The organism is Halopseudomonas sp., from assembly GCF_038130085.1.
Lineage (GTDB): Bacteria > Pseudomonadota > Gammaproteobacteria > Pseudomonadales > Pseudomonadaceae > Halopseudomonas.
This window is the reverse complement of the sequence record NZ_JAYPMU010000001.1, coordinates 20,228-38,757: the sequence shown is the minus strand read 5'-3', so window position 1 is coordinate 38,757 and position 18,530 is coordinate 20,228. Positions and strand designations below refer to the sequence as shown.

Genomic DNA, 18,530 nt, shown 5'->3' with positions numbered 1-18,530 from the left:
CGGTTTTTCTCAGCGGATCAGGATCACGCGTCGGTCCAGCGCTTGAGGATCAGCGTGGCGTTGGTGCCACCGAAACCAAAGCTGTTGGACATGATCAGATCAACTGCCTGATCCAGACGCTCACGCAGGATCGGCAGATCACCAGCGTTTTCGTCCAGCTCCTCAATGTTGGCCGAGGCGGTCAGGAAGTTGTCACGCAGCATCAGCATGCAGTAGATCGCTTCCTGTACGCCAGCAGCACCCAGCGAGTGACCCGACAGGCTCTTGGTGGAGCTGATCTTCGGTGCCTTGTCGCCAAACACTTCACGGATCGCCTTCAGCTCGGCAACGTCACCAACCGGAGTAGAGGTGCCGTGGGTGTTCAGGTAGTCAATGGCGCCATCAACGGTTGCCAGCGCTTGCTGCATGCAGCGTACCGCGCCTTCACCGCTCGGAGCGACCATGTCGTAACCATCGGAGGTGGCGCCGTAGCCAACCACTTCAGCGTAGATCTTGGCGCCGCGAGCCAGAGCGTGTTCCAGCTCTTCGACTACGACCATCCCGCCGCCGCCAGCGATGACGAATCCGTCACGGTTGGCATCGTAAGCACGCGAGGCCTTTTCTGGCGTCTCGTTGTACTGGGTGGAGAGGGCGCCCATGGCGTCGAACAGCATGGTCTGGGACCAGTGTTCCTCTTCACCACCGCCCGCGAAGACGATGTCCTGCTTGCCCAGCTGGATCAGCTCGGCAGCGTGGCCGATACAGTGTGCGCTGGTGGCACAGGCCGAGGAGATGGAGTAGTTGACGCCCTTGATCTTGAACGGGGTCGCCAGACAGGCGGAAACGGTGCTGCCCATGGTGCGTGGCACGCGATATGGCCCGATCTTCTTGACGCCTTTCTCGCGCAGAATGTCGATCGCTTCCATCTGGTTCAGAGTGGAGGCACCGCCACTGCCGGCAACCAGGCCGGTGCGCACGTTGCTGACCTGATCTTCGCCCAGACCTGCATCGGCAATCGCCTGCTGCATGGACAGGTAGGCGTAGGCGGCGGCATCACCCATGAAGCGCTTGACCTTGCGGTCGATAGCGGCATCAAGGTCGATGTCCACGGAGCCGGAAACGTGGCTGCGCAGACCCATTTCGGCGTACGAGGGATTGAAGCGGATGCCGGATTTGCCTTCTTTCAGGCTGGCAGAAACGGAGTCCAGGTCCTGGCCAAGGCAGGAAACAATGCCCATGCCGGTAATCACGACGCGACGCATAGTGATGATCCTCAGAAACTATCGGTAGAAGTGAACAGACCCACGCGCAGACCTTCCGCGCTGTAGATCTCGCGACCATCGACAGCCACGCTGCCATCGGCGATGCCGAGGGTCAGGGCGCGGTTCATGGTGCGCTTGATATGGATGGTGTAGGTTACCTTCTTGGCGGTAGGCAGGACCTGGCCGAAGAACTTCACCTCACCGGAGCCCAGTGCGCGACCGCGACCCTGGAAGCCCAGCCAGCCAAGGTGGAAGCCAACCAGCTGCCACATGGCATCGAGACCGAGGCAACCGGGCATGACCGGGTCACCTTCGAAGTGGCAGGCGAAGAACCACAGGTCAGGGGTGATATCCAGCTCGGCAACGATTTCGCCCTTGCCGTATTTACCGCCGGTCTCGCTGATGTGCGTGATACGGTCGATCATCAGCATGTTGGGGGCCGGAAGTTGTGCGTTTCCGGGGCCAAACATTTCGCCACGGCTGCACTTGAGCAGCTCTTCCCGGGTGTACGCATTCTGTCGTGTCATAGAGGCTCCTGCTCGTCCCCGTCCTCGGGGCACTATTGATTCGGCTTGTTCTGTGTCAGCAAGCATCCGAAAGGGCGCGCGGCCAGTCATGATAAATGAGCTGGAGGGCGTTGGCTGTGCCATTGGCATGACCTGAGTCAACCTTATGCACTCTGTACGCCTGCCTGCACTGCGCTTTCGGATGGCTGCTGAGCGGTTTTTGCTCGCGTAAGCTCAGACTCAGCGCCTGCCGAGAAAGTCACAACATCCACGTTTTGTGTGCGATGAGGCGTTGAGGATACCCGCGAAGGCGAGTCAGGACAAAGTTTCTGTGTCCGGACTCGCCAGCGCGAGTGCAGGGCGGATCAGGCCAGGACGCCGTGTTCGGCGTGGAACTGGTCGCGCAGTTCGCGCTTGAGGACCTTGCCGATGGCGCTGCGAGGCAGTTCATCGGCGATGATCACGCGGTTCAGCCGCTGGGTCTTGCCTACGCGCTCGTTGAACCAGGCTTGCACCTGTTCGGCGTCGACGTTGCGGCCGGCGAAGGGCACAACGTAGGCGACCGGGGTTTCGCCCCAACTGGTGGAGGCGACGCCAACAACGGTCACATCCTGCAGGTCAGGGTGCTTGCGCAGTTCAGCTTCGAGGTCGCTGGGGTAGATGTTGAAGCCGCCGCTGATGATCATGTCTTTACGGCGATCCATGAGGGTCAGGAAGCCCTCTTCATCGAAGCGACCAACATCGCCGGTGCGGATGAAACGCTTGCCGGTGCTGTCGTACCACTCGGCTTCAGCGGTTTTCTCCGGCTTGTTCAGGTAGCCGGCCATCATCGCGGGGGAGTGACCGACGACCTCACCGATCTCGCCGCGGGGCAGCTCAACGCCGTCTTCATCAATAACCCGCATGTCGTGGCCGTCCAGCGGCATACCGACGGTGGCCAGTTTGTCTGGGTAGGTATGTGCTGCGAGCATGCAGGAGCCGCCGCCTTCGGTCATGCCGTAGAACTCGATCAGACCACCGGGCCAGCGTTTGAGGATGTCGGCTTTGAGCTCAGCATGGAAGGGTGCGCTGGTGCTGAACTTCATGATGTAGCTGTCCAGATCGTAGCTGTCGAAATCCGGGCGAGCCATGATGCGTTGGTATTGCACGGGCACGAGCATGGTGTGGGTGATGCGATGCTGTTCAGCCAGCTTCAGGTAACGCTCGGCGTCGAACTTGGCCATCAGAACCACGGTGCCACCCAGACCGATGCTCGGCAGGAAGGAGACCAGGGTGGTGTTGGAGTACAGCGGGGTGGAGATCAGCGTGCGGCAGTCCGGACCATAGCCGAACGGCAGGCCGCGCTGAATATGCGACCAGCGCATGCCATGGGATTGAACAATGCCCTTGGGTTCGCCGGTGGTGCCGGAGGAGTAGATGACGTTGAACGTCATGTCCGGGGTGATGTCCACCGCGCTGGGCTTTGCGTCGGGCTCGGCCAGCCAGTCGTTGTAATGGGTTTCGACACCACTGTTGTCCATGCTGATCAGTGGCATGCGCAGGCGGTCACGAACATCGGTCATGGCCTTCTGCACGCTGGCGTCGGCGAAGAACAGCTTGGCCGCCGAGTCGGCCAACATGCCGAGCAGGCTTTCCGGGGTTGAGGACGGGGCCAGAGGGGCAACGGTTACGCCGGCGCGCAGCGCACCGACGAACAGCACCGCGTAGTTGATCGAATTAGCGCCACAGATGGCGATGGCGTCACCAGCACTCACACCGTCACGCTGCAGGGCAGCAGCGACCCGGTTAGCCTCGGCGTCCAGCTGGCGATAATTCAGTTGCTGGTCGCCTTCGATCAGTGCTGGGTGTTCTGCTCGGTCCTGAGCATGCAGGGCAACTAGGGCTGGAAGGGTGGTGTACGGCGATTCAAGGGTGACTGTCGACATGTTCCGGACGCTCGAGATTATTGGGTTTGTAGGAGCCGGTTGCCTGTGTCGAGATGAGACAACCATTCGTGACTGCCTAGTCTCGCGATTTGGTCAAGCTGAATCCAGCGTTCCAGAGCGCCTAATTGTTGATGGAATGTTGTTCGATCAGCCGGGTTGATGATCGGCTGAGCGGATCCAGGGAGCAAGGGCTTGCAGTAGCGCGTGGTGGTTGATTGGCTTGCTCAGGAAGTCCTGCATGCCAGCTGCCTCGCAATCACGGCGGTCTATATCGAAGGCGCTGGCGGTCAGTGCGATGCAGGCAGTCGCTATCCAGCTCTGTTCATTGCAGTGGGCGAGATAGCGACGGCAGACCTCAAGTCCGTCCATGTCGGGTAGTTGAATGTCCATCAAAATGGCCGCAAAGCGCTCTGGCTTGTCACACAGTTTCTCCAGCGCTATCTCACCCGTGTCCGCGATTTCGACACGAATGCCGGCCTGCTTGAGCATGCCTTCGATAACCAGTTGGTTGACCGGGTTGTCCTCTACCAACAACACCGGGCGGGGCGCTCCGCGTGGCGGCTGCAGTGCGGGCTTTGACTCTGTTGGCTGCTCAGATACCTTAGCGTGCAGCGGGATGCTGAAGACAAACGTAGAGCCGTCTCCCTCGCGGCTGCGAGCAGTCAGGTCGCCGCCCATCTTGCGCGCAAAGGTGCGCGCGATAGAGAGGCCCAGTCCCGTGCCGCCGAATCGTCGCGAGGTACTGCTGTCGGCCTGTTGAAAGGCATCAAACATGCTCTCCAGACGGTCAGGGGCGATGCCAATGCCAGTGTCGGACACTTCGCATTCCAGCCACAGCGTATCGGTGCTGGTCAGTTGCCAGCTGGCATTGATCTCGATTTGGCCGTGCTCGGTGAACTTGAGCGCGTTGCCGACCAGATTGACCAGAATCTGGCGAATTCTTGTGGGATCGCCGATCACTTCCTCGCATACCTCACGGCCTGTCAGGTTACAGGCTAGCCTCAAGCCTTTTTGCCGGGCCGTGTGCTCGAAGACGTTTATCGATGAGCTGATCAGCTGAGGCAGGTTGAACGGTATCTCTTCAAGATCAATCGCGCCGCGCTCAATGCGTGAAAAGTCGAGAATATCGTTGATGACCTTGAGCAGGTGGTCGGTTGACTCGCCGGCGATATGGACGTATTCGCTCTGCTCGCCGTTCAGTTCGGTGGTTTCCAGCAACTGCAGCATCCCCAGCACACCGTTCATCGGTGTGCGTAACTCGTGACTCATCATCGCCAGAAACTCGGACTTGGCCCGGTTGGCTGATTCGGCACCCTCGCGGGCGCTGACCAGATCCTTCATGGCCCGCTGTTGCTGATTTTCTGCTCGTTCCAGTGTGGCTGCGAGACTGTTGATGTTGTGCATCAGATGGCCAATCTCATGCTCGTCATCAACGTCCAGACGCGTGTTGAGCTGGCCCTGCTGTAGCTGCGAAACGGCCTGCCCCATCCGCTCCATGGGGTCGGCTAACGCTTTGGCCAGCCGTATGGCCAGGACGAGGGTGGCGATAAGCACCAGGGCAGCCATTAACAGTGTTTTGACGAGGATGCTTTGCTGGCGCTGGATAAAGGCTGCGTTACTCAGGCCGACGTGAACCTGGCCGAGGTACCGCAACTCATCGCTGTCGTTCAGTGCGGGAGCGTCGAGCAGGAACAGGTCGCTCTGCAGTGGAATACGCTGGCGCATGATGTCGGCAACGAAAACCTGCAGACCGTCGTGGTTACCGTCTGTGCGATCCAGTCGCAGTAGCGGACTACCCATCCGGTCATAGACCTGAACGTAGCGCACGTGCGGCACGTTCAGCGCACCTTTGACGAGACTCTCAAGCGTGCTCAGGTTGCCACTGATGACTCCGTATTCTGCTGCTGGGGCCAGCTGGTCAGCGATCAACTGGCCGGTCACCTGCAGCTCCCGGTTGACGTCGTCCAGGCGTGCCGTGGTGAAAAAGGTAAAACCGACCACGCCCATCAGCAGGGCTGGTAACGTCGCGATCAGGATCAGGCGACTGTAGATGGTTCCACGTTGCAGAAAACTCATTGCGCTTGCTCCAGCTCGGCCAAACGGCGGGCGAGGGTGGCGTCGTCCGGCAGCGGAATACCCAGGGAACGCGCCACCTGGGCATTGCTGAGAACGGAAAAGTAGTGCGGGTAGGAGCTGCCGCTGGTGGGCAGGCCCTGGTTGATCAGGTAGGCGACGCTGCGCGCCATGTCTTCCGGCGTGCTGTAGGTCGTGCTGAGGCTGCCGGCGTCGATAAAGGGCGCGCTTGGGCCGATCAAGACCTTATTGCGTGAGTAGCTGGTCAGCAGGATGGTCTTTAGATTATCGGCGTTGTAGATCTGCGAGTCGTCGGTGCCGAGCAGGATATCGCTATCAGTGATGACATCGACCACCTGGCGGGTCAGGTTGTCCTGCGATTGAACCGTGACACTGACCAGTTTGGCTCCGTTGGTCTCGATTGCCTGTTGCCATTGATCTCGCTGGCGTTGCGACCTCTCTGACAGCAGGATTCCCATGCTGCGCGCATGTGGCATCAACAGCTGAGCCAGGGAGACCTGGCGGGCCGGTTTAGGGTTGGCGAGCAATGCGTGGAATGGCGCGTTTGACGGGGCATAGTCATACAAACTTTCGCCAGTGACATAGGTGGCGAGGGTTGGCAGTTGGTCCTGGTGCCGCAGTCTCGCCTCAAGGCCGCTGCGGCCCATGGTGATAACCGCGTCGGTTCCCGCTGGTATCGCGTCAGCCGGTGACAGGGGGATTACATTGGCTGCGGGTAAAGCAGTGCCCAGCGCGTTGACAAAACTCTGCGTCAGCGCCGAACTGCCCGGGATGATCACAGCATACTGGCTGGCAAGCGCGGAGGGCGCGAGCAGCCAGCAGAGCAGCAGGGCTGCTAGCCTGCGTCTCACTGTTCTGCTCTCGCGTCTGCAAAGGGGCATGTCGACAATCCGTGTCTATTCAATCTCGGGTTCGCTCCGGGCGATCATTCAAAACCTGAGGTCAGCCGTCAGATAAAACTGGCTGGGGCTGTCGTACAGGTTCTCCGACCAGGTCAACGGTTCATCATCAAGTCGGTACTGCCAGTTGGCAGCCAGTTCCAGACTGTTTCCGCCACCCATTTCGAAGCGCTTGGCGATCCTACCGTCGATACGCTCGAAACGACGTTCGTTGAGCAGGTCTGATCCATAGTAGATGAGGCTGGTTTCGATACCACCTGCCCAATTGTGCAACCAGGCGGCGGAGCCGCTGTTGCGGGCCGTCAGGCGCTGATCTAGGCGGTTGCTGGCATAGAAGTCGACGTAGGCGTAGGTGAGGCGCAGACGGTCGCTGGGATTGATGCGCCAATCGGCTTGGGTCTCGACACCGCTAAAGTGGGCAAAGCTGCTGTTGTCCGGCTCGAAGTTCACGACCTGCAGTGGCTGGCTGATCATGTTGTCGATTTCGTCATAAAACGCTTTGATGTCGAGGCTCAAGCCGATCTTGTGAAATGATCCGTTGTAGCCCAGTTCCCAGGAGCGCATCTCCTCTTGCTGCAGGTCGCCCGGGCCAACCGCCAGTGCATAGTAGGTATCGCCGGTGGTTGGAGCGCCGGTAATGCCGCTTGGGTGGTAGGTCCAGTAGGCGTTGTTCTCATACATGTCAGGTGAACGCACCGCCTCGGAATACACCACGCGCAGGCTGTGGGCGGGCGCGACAAAGTAGTGAGCAGCCAGTCGTGGCGAGAATGAGAACCCGCTGAGCCGGTCCTGCTCTGCCATGGCGCCGGCGTGCAGCATCCAGCGCTCCCCCAAACGGTACTCTAGGTTGCCGAACAACTGCCCAACCGAGTTTTCAACCTTGCCGTTGAAAAAGGTCTCAGACTTGGTCTGGTCGTAGCGCAGGTTGAGACCGAATACGGTGCGTAGAGCGTCGGTGATCTGCAGGGTGTTCTGTACTTCGGCTTCGTAGCGGGTTTCGCGCAGATTTTCGTTGAGGTCAAAGCAGGTTGGCGGTGCGTTTCGTGCTGCGGTGTGTTGCGCAACGATATTGTCGACAAGCGGCAGGTAGGCCGGATCGAGATTGTCACGATTGACCAGCCAATTGCTGTAAAAAGTCTGATCACCCCAAACGCCACTTCGGTTGCGCAGAATGTAGTTCATACGGCGGGTGTACACGTTGCCGACCAGGTAGAGCTCGCGCATCTCGGGTGAGAACACAATAGGTGAGTCACACGCCCGCCACTGGCTCAGCCGCTCCATATGCTGGGCATAGGTTTTGATCTCGACCTGATGCTCCGGGCTAATGTCGTTCTTCCAGTTGAGCTGGATGAAGTAGTCACTGGCCGAAATGTCCGAGTCGGAGTTTAGCTGTTGCTCCATCAGACGGTCGAACGTGTAGCTGTCATCGGTTGGTTCGGCCATTACCGAGTAGTCGTTATCCCGTTGCTTGGTGCCTTCTTTGGCTCCGAGCTGCCAAGTCAGAGTCTGGGTAGCATTCAGGTCGGTTGTGCCGAGAAGGTTCAGGGCGTTGAGGCGACGACCATCGCGGTAGTCCTCACCGTCGTCATCGAAATCGAACCCGTCGTCCTGCTTGCCGGTCAGGCTCAGGCGCGCGTGCGAATTGCCGAAGCTGAATCCCTGGCGGGCGTATATGTCGCTGACGCCGCGGTTACCTCGAGTGACCTTAACGCGACTACCTTGGCTGAACTCTGGACGTGTAGACACGATGTTGATCACGCCCATTAGGGCGTTGGCGCCGTAGGCCGCCGTATTCGGGCCGCGGAATACCTCGATGCGTTCGATGTCCTCTACGGCCAAGGGGATGTCGGTCCAGTCCACTGTCGCCAGACCCGGGCGGTAGACCGAGCGGCCGTCGACCAGCACCTGCATGCGTCGGGCTTCGGTGATGTTGGTGCCATGATAGTTGACGTTAACGACGTTGCCGGAGTTGTAACCGACCATCATGCCCGGAACCAGGCGCATCAACTCGGGCACGTCGCGCGCACCGGAGGCGCGAATCAGTTGGCGGTCGAGGACCGTCATGCTGCCCGGTACTTCCGCAGGGCTCTGTTTCAGGCGCGTTGCGCTGAGCACCGTCGGCAGCTTCATGTCGCCGAGCAGCAGTTCGTCGTCAAGCTGCTGAGCCTGAAGCGGTAGAGTAAGGCCCAACAGGGCGATCGAAAGGGTCTGGCGTGAAACTGGCATAAATGATGGCACTTTGGTCTTGTTGGTTTGGCTCGCCCATATTACCCAGCAGCGCCCCTTTTTACACAGTCAAATCGCGCTATCTTGCGCGCTCGGCTTATACTGGCGCCAGATTCATTACCCAAGGATGTTGCATGAACGACCGCAAAACTCCCGTCTGTGTTCTGGGTGGCGGCAGTTTCGGCACCACGCTGGCCAATTTGATGGCAAGCGAGGGTGTGCCCGTGACGCTCTGGCTCCGCGATCCCGAGGTTGCCAAGCACATTGTTGAAAATCACGAAAATCCGCGTTATCTGCCAGGCTTCACGCTGGATGAACGGCTTCAGGTCACCACTGACATCGAAGCAGCAATCGCATCGGCCGAGTTGGTATTTCTGGCGATTCCCTCTGGTGCTTTCCGGAGTGTGTTGCAGGGTATCGGTCCGTCGTTAGCGGGCAAACAGGTGGTGAGCACGACCAAGGGCATCGAGCAGCCTGGATTTCTGATGATGAGCCAGATCGTCGAGCAAGAGGCGCCGGATGCTCGGGTCGCGGTACTTTCCGGGCCGAATCTGGCGAAGGAAATGGCCGCCGGCGAGCTGACCGCAACGGTAGTTGCCAGTGAAGATGAGCAACTCTGCCACGACGTTCAGGCGGTGCTTGGCGGGCCGAATCTGCGGGTCTACGCCAGCCAGGATCGCTACGGCGTTGAGTTGGGTGGCGCGCTGAAGAACGTCTACGCGATTATCGCCGGTATGGCGTCGGCCCTTGGCATGGGCGAAAACACCAAGGCCATGCTGATTACCCGTGCGCTGGCGGAGATGACCCGTTTTTCCGTGCACATGGGCGCAAACCCCTTGACCTTCCTCGGACTGGCCGGGGTTGGTGACTTGATCGTGACTTGCACCTCGCCGCAGTCGCGCAACTTCCAGGTTGGTCATGCGCTGGGTAAAGGGGAAACCCTTGAGGAGGGCGTTGCCCGCCTCGGTCAGGTCGCCGAAGGCGTCAATACCCTCAAGGTGCTGAAGCAGAAATCGGAAGAGGAAGGGGTCTACATGCCTCTGGTGGCCGGTCTGTACGCCATCGTCTTTGACAAGCTGCCGCTGCCGGCGGTGATCGGCAAGCTGATGTCTGCCGAACAAAAAAGTGATGTCGAATTTGCTGCGGTCATGTCTGCCGCGCCCATCAAGTCTTGAGGAGAGAGCGTGAATTCTTTCATCGATAACCTGTGCAGCGCCGATTTTTGGCTGCGGCTGGTTTACGTCGTCTTTTTTGCCATTGCCTGGCAGGTTGCGGAAGTGGCGCTGGCGGTGATCACCTTGATCCAGATTGGCTACCGTCTGTTTACCGGCTCACCGGATGCAGACTGCGCTGGTTGGGGTAACAGCTTTTCCCAATACGCTTGGCAGACTGGCCGCTACCTGACCGGCGTTACCGAGCAAAAGCCCTGGCCGTTCAGCGAGTGGCCGGCGGCGGATGCGCGCTGGGCACGGCAGGCCGAGGATGAGTCGGTTTGAGAGTCTGGGTAATGCGTCACGGCCAGGCGGCTGCGCAGGCTGCCTCTGATGCCCAGCGCCCATTGACCGCCGCCGGGCAGCAGGAGGCTCGGTTGATGGCGGACTTACTACGCCAGCAGCCGCTTGATGCCATTCTGGCCAGCCCGTACGTGCGTGCCCAGCAGACAGCGGCGCTGGTTTGCGCTGAGCTGGGGTTTGAGCGAGGCGTTTCTACTGCGCCTTGGCTGACGCCGGATGACGATCCTGCAGAGGTGTTGCGTTACCTCGCCGAACGTCAGGAGCAGAATTTGTTGCTGGTGAGTCATCAGCCGCTGGTCAGTCAGTTGCTGAGCCTGTTTTGCGAAGGGCATCGTCGCGCCCATCTTCCCATGCCGACGGCTGCTCTGGCTTGTGTTGAATCGGACTTCGTGGCCGCGGGGCTGGGCCAGTTGTTGCTGCTGAAAACGCCAGCTGATCTACACTCCTGACGCTGGCGCTTGTCGCTGGTGTCCGCCTGAGATAGTGTTCCCTCACGGGGCACGCGCTGCGCCCGCACTGTTGGTCTTCGATAACAATAATTACCCTAAAGGGGCACGGCATGGGCGCACTGACAACGCAACCAGAGACCGCGCTGGAGTCTTTTTTCCGGCAAGAATCGCTGCGTCCGCGCAGTAACTACCTTGTTCAGCCGCTCTCGAATGGCGAACTGGCCAAGTATTCATGGTCTGAGGTCGGGGAGCAGGCGCGTCGGATCGCTCATCACCTCGTGTCTCTGCAGCTGCCCACGGGCAGTCATGTTGGTCTGCTGTCGAAAAACTGCGCCCACTGGATCATCGCCGACCTTGCCATCTGGATGGCTGGGCATGTGTCGGTTCCGTTGCATCCCAATCTGAACGCTGACTCGATCCACAAGTTGATTGAGCATGCAGAATTGCGTGTGCTGTTTGTCGGTCCGGTGGAGGGGTGGTCGAAAACCGCGGGTGGCGTGCCAGCAAGCATGCACTGCATCAGTCTGCCAAATGGCCCGCAGGGCCAGGATCTGCTTGCCTGGGAACAACTGCTGGAGGATCACCCACCTCTGGAGAGCCCAGCCCAGCCAGCTCCGGATCAATTGGCTACCATCATCTTCACCTCCGGCACTACCGGCATGCCCAAGGGCGTAATGCTCAGTTTTGCGAGCATGTTTCTGGCGGCCACCAATTATCAGCGACTGTTTAATGTCTCGGCCAGCGACCGCATGCTCTCGTATCAGTCGTTGAGTCATATTGCCGAGCGGCAGTTTGTTGAGGTGTCCTCATTGCTGGGCGGGCAGCAGGTCTATTTCGTCGAGGCTGCCGACACCTTCGCGCGTGATGCCAGACGCGCTCAGCCAACCCTTTTCCTCGCGTCGCCGCGGGTCTGGCAGCAATGCATGGAAGCCTGTGAGCGGATCTGGTCACCCGGTTGGACTCAATTTTTGCTCAGTCTGCCGGTAGTGGGGCCTTGGCAGGGGCGCCGGATGCTCGCCCGCCTGGGCCTTGACCAAGTGCGTTATGCGGTCAGCGGCGCTGCAAGGCTGGCGCCCGCCGTACAGGACTGGTTTGCTCGCATTGGGCTGGTTGTGGTTGAGGCCTATGGCATGACCGAGAATTGCGGCTATTCGCACCTGGGCAGGCCCGGGCGCCCCAAGCAGGGCTACATCGGCTTGCCCAACCCCGGTGTCGAGTGTCGGCTTGGTGAGCACAGTGAGATTCTGGTGCGCAGCAAGACGTTAATGATGGGCTATTACAAAGACCCGGCACGTACCGCCGAAGTGATCGATGCTGATGGCTTCCTGCACACCGGTGATGTCGGCGAAATTGATCAGGAAGGGTTTCTGCGCCTGACCGGCCGAATCAAGGACATTTTCAAGACTTCTCGCGGACGCTACATAGTGCCATCGCCGATAGAGCAGGCCCTGATGGACCTGGCCGAGGTAGATGAGGCCTGCGTAGTGGGGCAGGATTTACCGCAACCTTTAGCGTTGGTGCGGCTGAGCGATGACCCGGGCGCTAGCCGCAGCGCTTGCCAGCGCGCGCTTGCAGAGGTGCTGGAGCGCATTAACAGCAAGTTGCCGAGCAGTGAGCGCTTGGGCTGCCTGGTTGTTGTCGACACACCTTGGGATGTGGCTGGCGGTTTTCGCACCGCGACGCAGAAGCTGCGCCGCAACGTGGTAGAGGCGACCTGGCAGGCGTATTTCCATGACTGGCTGGTGAGCGGGCAGAGCGTCGTCTGGCACCAGCCCGAGCAGCAACAGCAGGAGAGTGCATGAGCAGTATTTGGAAGACTCCGATTGACCTTGAACGCCTCAACGCGCCCGCGCCGACCATTAACAGCTTGCTTGATATTCGTATCGAGGCTTACGGCGACGACTGGCTGAGCGCGAGCATGCCGGTCGACGAACGTACCCATCAGCCCTATGGCATCCTGCACGGCGGTGCATCCGTGGTGCTGGCAGAAACCGTCGGCAGTATTGCCTCCTACCAATGTATCGATACCAGCCGATTTTATTGTGTTGGCCTGGATATCAACGCCAATCACCTGCGCGCAGTGCGCTCGGGCCGGGTGACCGCGGTCGCCAAGGCCGTGCACTTGGGCCGCACCACCCATGTCTGGGATATTCGTCTGCAGGATGACGCCGGCAATCAGACCTGCATTTCCCGCCTGACCATGGCGATCGTGCCGCTGAAAACGGACTGACCTCGTACACAACCACCGGGAATGCACCTGCATTCACGCGGCCGGGGGCGCTTGTCGAGCGGTGGCGAGGCCGTTAGATTGCCTGCTGCACTTTTCCGCCACGGTCCCGGAGGTTTCATGCCCTTAAGCAGTCACGAAGTACGCTTTTCCCTGCCGCACATTGAAATTGCTGGCAAGGTCTGGGGCGAACCCGGAGGTCTGCCTGTCATTGGCCTGCATGGCTGGCTGGACAACGCCGCGACCTTTGACCGTATCGCCCCGGCGCTGGAAGGCGTGTATCTGGTGGCGCTGGATCTGCCCGGGCACGGCCTGTCCGGCCACATGCCGGCGACCGGTTACAGCCTCTGGCAGCAAGCGGCTACCGTACTGCAGGTGGCGGAAGATCTGGGCTGGGAGCGTTTCGGGCTGCTTGGTCATTCGATGGGCGCGATCATCAGCGGTATTCTCGCCGGCAGCCTGCCGGACCGTATTACCGGCGCCGCCATGATCGACGGCCTCATGCCGTTTACTTCCGAGGCGGATGACGCGCCACGTCAGATGGCGCGATTCTTCAATTCCACGCTGCAGCTGGGCAGCAAGCGCAAACCTGTTTACGACAGCGTCGAGAAGGCCGTGTCGGCGCGGGTTCTGGGCGGCACGACACCGATCTCCCGTGACGCCGCAGCCGCCTTGGTCGAGCGTGGTTTGATGCCGCACGACGGGGGTTGGACCTGGCGCACCGATCCGCAGCTGATGCTGCCGTCACCGCTGCGATTTACCCAGCGCCATGCCAGCTCCTTCATTGAGAACATCACCGCGCCGACCTGCGTGGTGCTCGCCAATCAGGGTGTGATGCACAAGCATCCTGAGGTGCTGGCGCGAATCGACGCCTTCGAAAACCTGACCGTCCACCGGGTGGAAGGTGGCCATCACCTGCACCTGGAAGCCGCTGCAGACGACGTCGCGGACATTCTGAAAGACTTCTACACAAGCTTGAGCTGACCGCCAGGTCGCCACGCGCTATTCTCTGGACTAGTTCATTGTGCTGCCGACTCCTCGGCAGCCCGTTCTGCGCGCGTCGATGCATGTCGGTGTGCGACTAGGGAGACGCATGGCTTTATCGGTTCGTACTCTGCCGCTGCTGTTGGGTGGCTTCATGCTGGCGAGCGGCACCGCTGCTCAGGCAGCGCAGGCACTCGATCAGTTGGTTGTCAGCCCCTTTCCCCATTCCCGTGTTACCAGCGAAGCGCTGTCAGCGCAGGTCGATCACCCGGTAGTAATCGGCAGTGTGCGGCGCATCAACAATCAATTGCGCGCCGAACGCGAGATTCGCGTCAACGGCGAGTTGGCGCAGGTGACCTGGGAGATTACCGACGAATACACCCCCGAAGACGCATTCCGTCATGTGCTCGGCCAACTGGTCGAACAGCCGCACACACTACTTTATGCCTGTGACGGACGCGAATGCGGCAGCAGCAGCCTGTGGGCCAATCAGGTGCTGCATAACTCTCAGCTGTATGGGCCGGAGGAGGGCCAGCGGTATCTTGCCCTCAGACTCGATAGCGAGCCCCAGCGCTTCGTTTCCCTCTACTCGATCACCCGCGGTAATCGCCGTAGCTACCTGCACATAGAGCAGACGACCCCTGCGCAAGCGGTCGAGCAGGCGCTGTATCCAACGCCCTCGACGCTGCTGAAAGTGTTGCGCAGTGAAGAAAAGCTGACTCTGCCAGCGTTGGCTGACAATCCCGAGTTAACCGCAAGCTGGACGCGCCTGCTTGTGCGTATGATGCGGCTCGACTCGTTGCTGCGGGTGCAGCTTGATGGTGCTGATGCGCCGGCGTTGGTCGACGCATTGAAGGAGGCGGGAGTAGCTGCCCAGCGCATGACACTGGGCAGCCCTGAACCGGCTGCCGGCGTAGTTATCCGGCAGGTTCGCTGATTACATTCAGCGGCGTTTGCGGCTGGGCTGCAGTTCCAATCGGTCGGGAAGAGCCTGAATTGACAGCCAGTCGAACAGTTGAGTGCGGTAGCGCCCCTCGTTGAACATCTCGGCTTGATCGCGCACGTGGTCATCCAGCGGGTTGCCTGACTGGCCCAACGGGTTGATGCCCAGTGTGGCGTTCAGATCCGATAGGTCAATCAGGCGGCGCGTAGCGGGGCCAGCCTTGATTTTGTAGGTTGTATCGCCGCGGTCGAATGCCATGTTGTTCAGGGTTTCGTTGCCACCGCTGATCGCCACTGCCGGGCTGTTCAAGTAAGCACCGAAGGGCGTGCGCTCGGCCAGTGCGTGGGTGTGCTGCAGACTTGCCAGTCGCGACCAATGCCATTGCTCGGGGTCATCGCCGAGGTCGGCCACCAGTCCGGTAATCGCGTTCTGCCAGGCATGCTGGATAGCGGATTGACGGCCATCCAGACTGGGCTGCTGACGGTTGTCCCACCAGGGTGAGGTTGGCTTCCAATACAGGCTGGCCAGAGTCTTTTCAGCCATGAAGGTATTGCGGAAGAAGTTGTAGCGCGGGCCCAGTTCGTCAGCGAACAGGGCTTCCGACAACGCGTCCTGCCAGCGCTGGAAGATGCTGGCCGCGGCGCTGCTCTGGTCGTAGCGTCCGTCCCAGCTTGCCAGCAACCCGGCGGCCTTGGTCGCGGGCTCACGCAGTTCTTCCGGTAGCTGCTCGAAGTCAAACAGCGGCAGTGCGTCAGCGACCATGCTCAGGGCAACCGGGCGCTGGTCATCCAGTTGGAACGCCTTGAAGTCGGATAGATCGAATTGATCCTTGCTTGCCAGTAATTGCTCCAGACGCTGTGCGCGATCGGTCGGCGCATAGTAGCCGGGCAGCTTGCGTCGCGGGTTGCGTTCGGGGTACGGATTGTTCGTCGAGAAGATAATGCCTTCGCGCGGGTTGATGATGCGTGGATTGGTATCGAACGGTTGATAGCCAAGGAAGTCATCGCGCCCGGAGCCGCCGTTCAGCAGCGAGAAACCGTTGCTGCTCTGCGGCCAGCGCTTGAGTTTGCCGATCGCCCACATGGCGATGTTGTTGTCGGCATCGGCGTAAACCAGGTTTAACCCGGGGGCGCCGTGCAGTGCGGCGGCGGCTTCAAACTCGGCCATGCTCGTGGCGCGGGTGAAGCCATAGAAGGCCTGGGTCGAGTCGCTTTCCGGGTCCAGGAAACTCCAGAACAGGCTGACCGGCTGGCGTTCCATGCTACCCGGAAGATCATTGATGATCGGCCCGTGACGGCTGCTGCGGGTGCGAATAAGACGGTCTTCCTGGCCGCGGATCTTGATCACCTCTTCGTGCACCTGCAGTCGCTCCCAGCGGTCGACGGCCCAGACCTGCTCGGGATCATCCGGGTTGCTGCGCTCGCGATAGAAGTCGACGTCGTCGTTCATCAGCATGGTCAGCCCCCAGGCGTGGTGCCGGGTCTGGCCGAGCAGAGGGAAGGGGATGCCCGCCAGAAAATGGCCATAGACTTCGCTGTCAGGCGTGCGGATATGCGCCTCATACCACACGGCCGGTGCGGCAAAGCCGATGTGCGGATCATTGGCCAGCAGCGGTGCGCCGCTGGCGCTGTGTTCGGCGTTGACTACCCAGGCATTACTGCCGAGGAACTGGCCGGTAGGGAAGGTGCGTTCGACCTGGCTGATTTGCTCGAGCATCGGGGTCAGCAGCTCAATATAGGGCTGACCTGAAGAGCGCAGCGGCGGCAGCTGGTCAGGCCAGCTCGGTACCAGATCACGGTAATGACGTTCACTCAGAGTGCCGCGAATGCTGTCGACCAGCGCATCGGTCTTGAACGCCTCGGCAAAGGAATAGGCCATGTAGCCCATGGTGTTGGCGATATCTTCGGTGGTGAAGTAATCCGGCTTCGTCATCAGCAGGCGGTATTCCAGCGGCACACCACCATGATCGATGTACTGATTGATACCGTCCTGATAGGCGTGCATCAGGCGCACGTGCGGGCTGTCGGCCTCGGCTTCAAGGCGTTCGGCGTAGGCTCTTGCATGCCGGCTGATGCCGAGCGTGCGGAAGAAACGATCGGTCGCGAAGGACTCGGCACCGAACAGTTCGGACAGGCGTCCGCCACCAATGCGGCGCAGCAGGTCCATCTGGAACAGGCGGTCCTGAGCATGCACATAGCCCAGTGCGCGGTAAGCATCTTCCTCGTTACCGGCATCAATATGAGGAACACCCCAAGCGTCGTAAAAAACCTCGACCGGCGCTTTCAATCCGTCCAGTTTCAGCTCACCGTCTCGTTTCGCTTGTGCGGTATGGACTATCCAGAGCGCCGTCAGTGCGGCTATGGTCAGCAGCACGACAAGACAAAGCAGTAATTTGAGAGAGCGGTTGATGCGAGCGTTCACGATGAGCCTTGTGCAGCAAAAAAGGGTTTCGGCATCATGATCACGCCGATGGGCTGCGTCAATCGGGTTCACCCGGGTTTGTGAAGGAGCAACAGCAAGATGGCACAGAGAGTCGCCCTGGTTTTGGGCAGCGGAGGTGCGCGGGGGTACGCGCATATTGGCGTTATCGAAGAGATCGAGCGCCGGGGGTATGAAATTGCCTGTATTGCAGGATGCTCCATGGGCGCGGTGGTTGGCGGGATTCACGCCGCCGGCCGGCTGGCGGACTATCGCGACTGGGTATCCGGGCTGGATTATCTGGATGTGATCCGCCTACTCGATATCGGCTTTGGCAACCTCGGAGCCATTCGTGGTGAGCGGGTGTTTGGCCGCATTCGCGAAATGCTAGGCGAGATGGAGATCGAAGACCTGAATATTCCGTTTACCGCGGTAGCGACCGACCTGACCAACCAGCAGGAAGTCTGGTTCCAAAGTGGCTGCCTGCATCAGGCAATGCGCGCCTCGGCGGCTATTCCCAGCCTGTTCTCGCCGGTCAAGCAGGGCCATCGGGTGCTGGTTGACGGTGGGCTGCTGAATCCGTTGCCGATTGTTCCGGTGGTGTCGGCGCACTGTGACCTGATCATGGCGGTCAACCTCAACTCGATTGAAAGCACCCACTACCAGATGCCGGTGATCGAGCGCCCTGCACCGATTCGTCAGCAGTGGGACCAGTGGCTGTCGGCGATCAAGCCCTCATGGCTGGGGCGCCGTGCGGATGAAGCCGAGGAGGGCGACCTTGCGCTGCTGGCCGCCGAGGGCGAGGCATCGCTCGAACTGATCCACTCCCGGGAAGAAGACTTGAACGCGCCGGTTGAGGTGGAGCCGCCGCCGGGGCCGGCCAGCATGCTGGAGTTGGTCAACCTGTCCTTCGAGGCCATGCAGTCGTCGCTGACCCAATACAAGATTGCAGGTTATCCGCCAGACGTGATCTTCAACGTGCCCAAGCGCCTCTGCCGGTTCTTCGAGTTTTATCGTGCGCCAGAGCTGATCGAACTGGGGCGCATGGTGGCCAGCGATACGCTGGATCAGTTCGAACGGCGTAGCCACTGACACGCGGGAAAA

Annotated in this window: 15 protein-coding genes; 8 read left to right on the top strand and 7 right to left on the bottom strand. The window is 60.2% G+C overall.

Annotation, left to right across the window (positions count from 1 at the left end; translation table 11 throughout):
• Positions 1–23: 23 nt before the first annotated feature.
• The 6 genes from fabB to AAFM31_RS00170 all read right to left on the bottom strand — a co-directional run bounded on the left by fabB (position 24) and on the right by AAFM31_RS00170 (position 8,891).
• Positions 24–1,241, bottom strand: coding sequence for a beta-ketoacyl-ACP synthase I (fabB, locus tag AAFM31_RS00195; protein WP_341705882.1), 1,218 nt, complete (start codon positions 1,239–1,241; stop codon positions 24–26).
• 11 nt (positions 1,242–1,252) lie between these two features.
• A complete protein-coding gene (fabA, locus tag AAFM31_RS00190) occupies positions 1,253–1,768 on the bottom strand; it encodes a 3-hydroxyacyl-[acyl-carrier-protein] dehydratase FabA (protein ID WP_088275273.1) in 516 nt (171 codons plus the stop codon).
• A 344-nt stretch (positions 1,769–2,112) separates the two neighbouring features.
• A complete protein-coding gene (locus AAFM31_RS00185; RefSeq protein ID WP_341705881.1) occupies positions 2,113–3,672 on the bottom strand; it encodes a class I adenylate-forming enzyme family protein in 1,560 nt (519 codons plus the stop codon).
• 147 nt (positions 3,673–3,819) lie between these two features.
• On the bottom strand, positions 3,820–5,748 hold the full coding sequence (locus tag AAFM31_RS00180) for an ATP-binding protein (RefSeq protein ID WP_341705880.1): 1,929 nt from the start codon (positions 5,746–5,748) through the stop codon (positions 3,820–3,822).
• Positions 5,745–6,617 (bottom strand): hypothetical protein, encoded by an 873-nt coding sequence (locus tag AAFM31_RS00175; RefSeq protein ID WP_341705879.1) that lies wholly within the window; start codon positions 6,615–6,617, stop codon positions 5,745–5,747. The genes AAFM31_RS00180 and AAFM31_RS00175 overlap by 4 nt, the downstream gene beginning before the upstream one ends.
• A gap of 78 nt (positions 6,618–6,695) precedes the next feature.
• Positions 6,696–8,891: a TonB-dependent receptor gene (locus tag AAFM31_RS00170; RefSeq protein WP_341705878.1), complete on the bottom strand. Its 2,196-nt coding sequence runs from the start codon at positions 8,889–8,891 to the stop codon at positions 6,696–6,698.
• Positions 8,892–9,025: 134 nt separating this feature from the next.
• Between AAFM31_RS00170 and AAFM31_RS00165 the strand changes: the two genes are divergently transcribed.
• The 7 genes from AAFM31_RS00165 to AAFM31_RS00135 all read left to right on the top strand — a co-directional run bounded on the left by AAFM31_RS00165 (position 9,026) and on the right by AAFM31_RS00135 (position 15,002).
• A complete protein-coding gene (locus AAFM31_RS00165; RefSeq protein WP_341705877.1) occupies positions 9,026–10,066 on the top strand; it encodes an NAD(P)H-dependent glycerol-3-phosphate dehydrogenase in 1,041 nt (346 codons plus the stop codon).
• A 9-nt stretch (positions 10,067–10,075) separates the two neighbouring features.
• Positions 10,076–10,387, top strand: a complete 312-nt coding sequence (locus tag AAFM31_RS00160; RefSeq protein WP_341705876.1) for a DUF4389 domain-containing protein — start codon at positions 10,076–10,078, stop codon at positions 10,385–10,387.
• Entirely contained in the window at positions 10,384–10,854 is a 471-nt protein-coding gene (gene sixA, locus AAFM31_RS00155; RefSeq protein WP_341705875.1) for a phosphohistidine phosphatase SixA, read from the top strand. The genes AAFM31_RS00160 and sixA overlap by 4 nt, the downstream gene beginning before the upstream one ends.
• Before the next feature lie 110 nt (positions 10,855–10,964).
• The gene (locus AAFM31_RS00150; RefSeq protein ID WP_341705874.1) at positions 10,965–12,656 is read left to right on the top strand and encodes an AMP-binding protein; all 1,692 of its coding nucleotides are present in this window, start codon (positions 10,965–10,967) and stop codon (positions 12,654–12,656) included.
• The gene (locus tag AAFM31_RS00145) at positions 12,653–13,084 is read left to right on the top strand and encodes a hotdog fold thioesterase (RefSeq protein ID WP_341705873.1); all 432 of its coding nucleotides are present in this window, start codon (positions 12,653–12,655) and stop codon (positions 13,082–13,084) included. The genes AAFM31_RS00150 and AAFM31_RS00145 overlap by 4 nt, the downstream gene beginning before the upstream one ends.
• Positions 13,085–13,201: 117 nt before the next feature.
• Positions 13,202–14,065, top strand: a complete 864-nt coding sequence (locus tag AAFM31_RS00140) for an alpha/beta hydrolase (protein ID WP_341705872.1) — start codon at positions 13,202–13,204, stop codon at positions 14,063–14,065.
• 109 nt (positions 14,066–14,174) lie between these two features.
• Positions 14,175–15,002, top strand: coding sequence for a DUF4892 domain-containing protein (locus AAFM31_RS00135; RefSeq protein ID WP_341705871.1), 828 nt, complete (start codon positions 14,175–14,177; stop codon positions 15,000–15,002).
• 6 nt (positions 15,003–15,008) lie between these two features.
• Here AAFM31_RS00135 and AAFM31_RS00130 read toward each other — a convergent pair whose 3' ends face one another.
• Complete coding sequence (locus AAFM31_RS00130; RefSeq protein ID WP_341705870.1) at positions 15,009–17,429, bottom strand: penicillin acylase family protein; 2,421 nt, start codon at positions 17,427–17,429, stop codon at positions 15,009–15,011.
• A 99-nt stretch (positions 17,430–17,528) separates the two neighbouring features.
• Here AAFM31_RS00130 and AAFM31_RS00125 point away from each other — a divergent pair, with 99 nt between their 5' ends.
• Entirely contained in the window at positions 17,529–18,518 is a 990-nt protein-coding gene (locus tag AAFM31_RS00125; RefSeq protein ID WP_341705869.1) for a patatin-like phospholipase family protein, read from the top strand.
• The last annotated feature ends 12 nt before the right edge of the window (positions 18,519–18,530 follow it).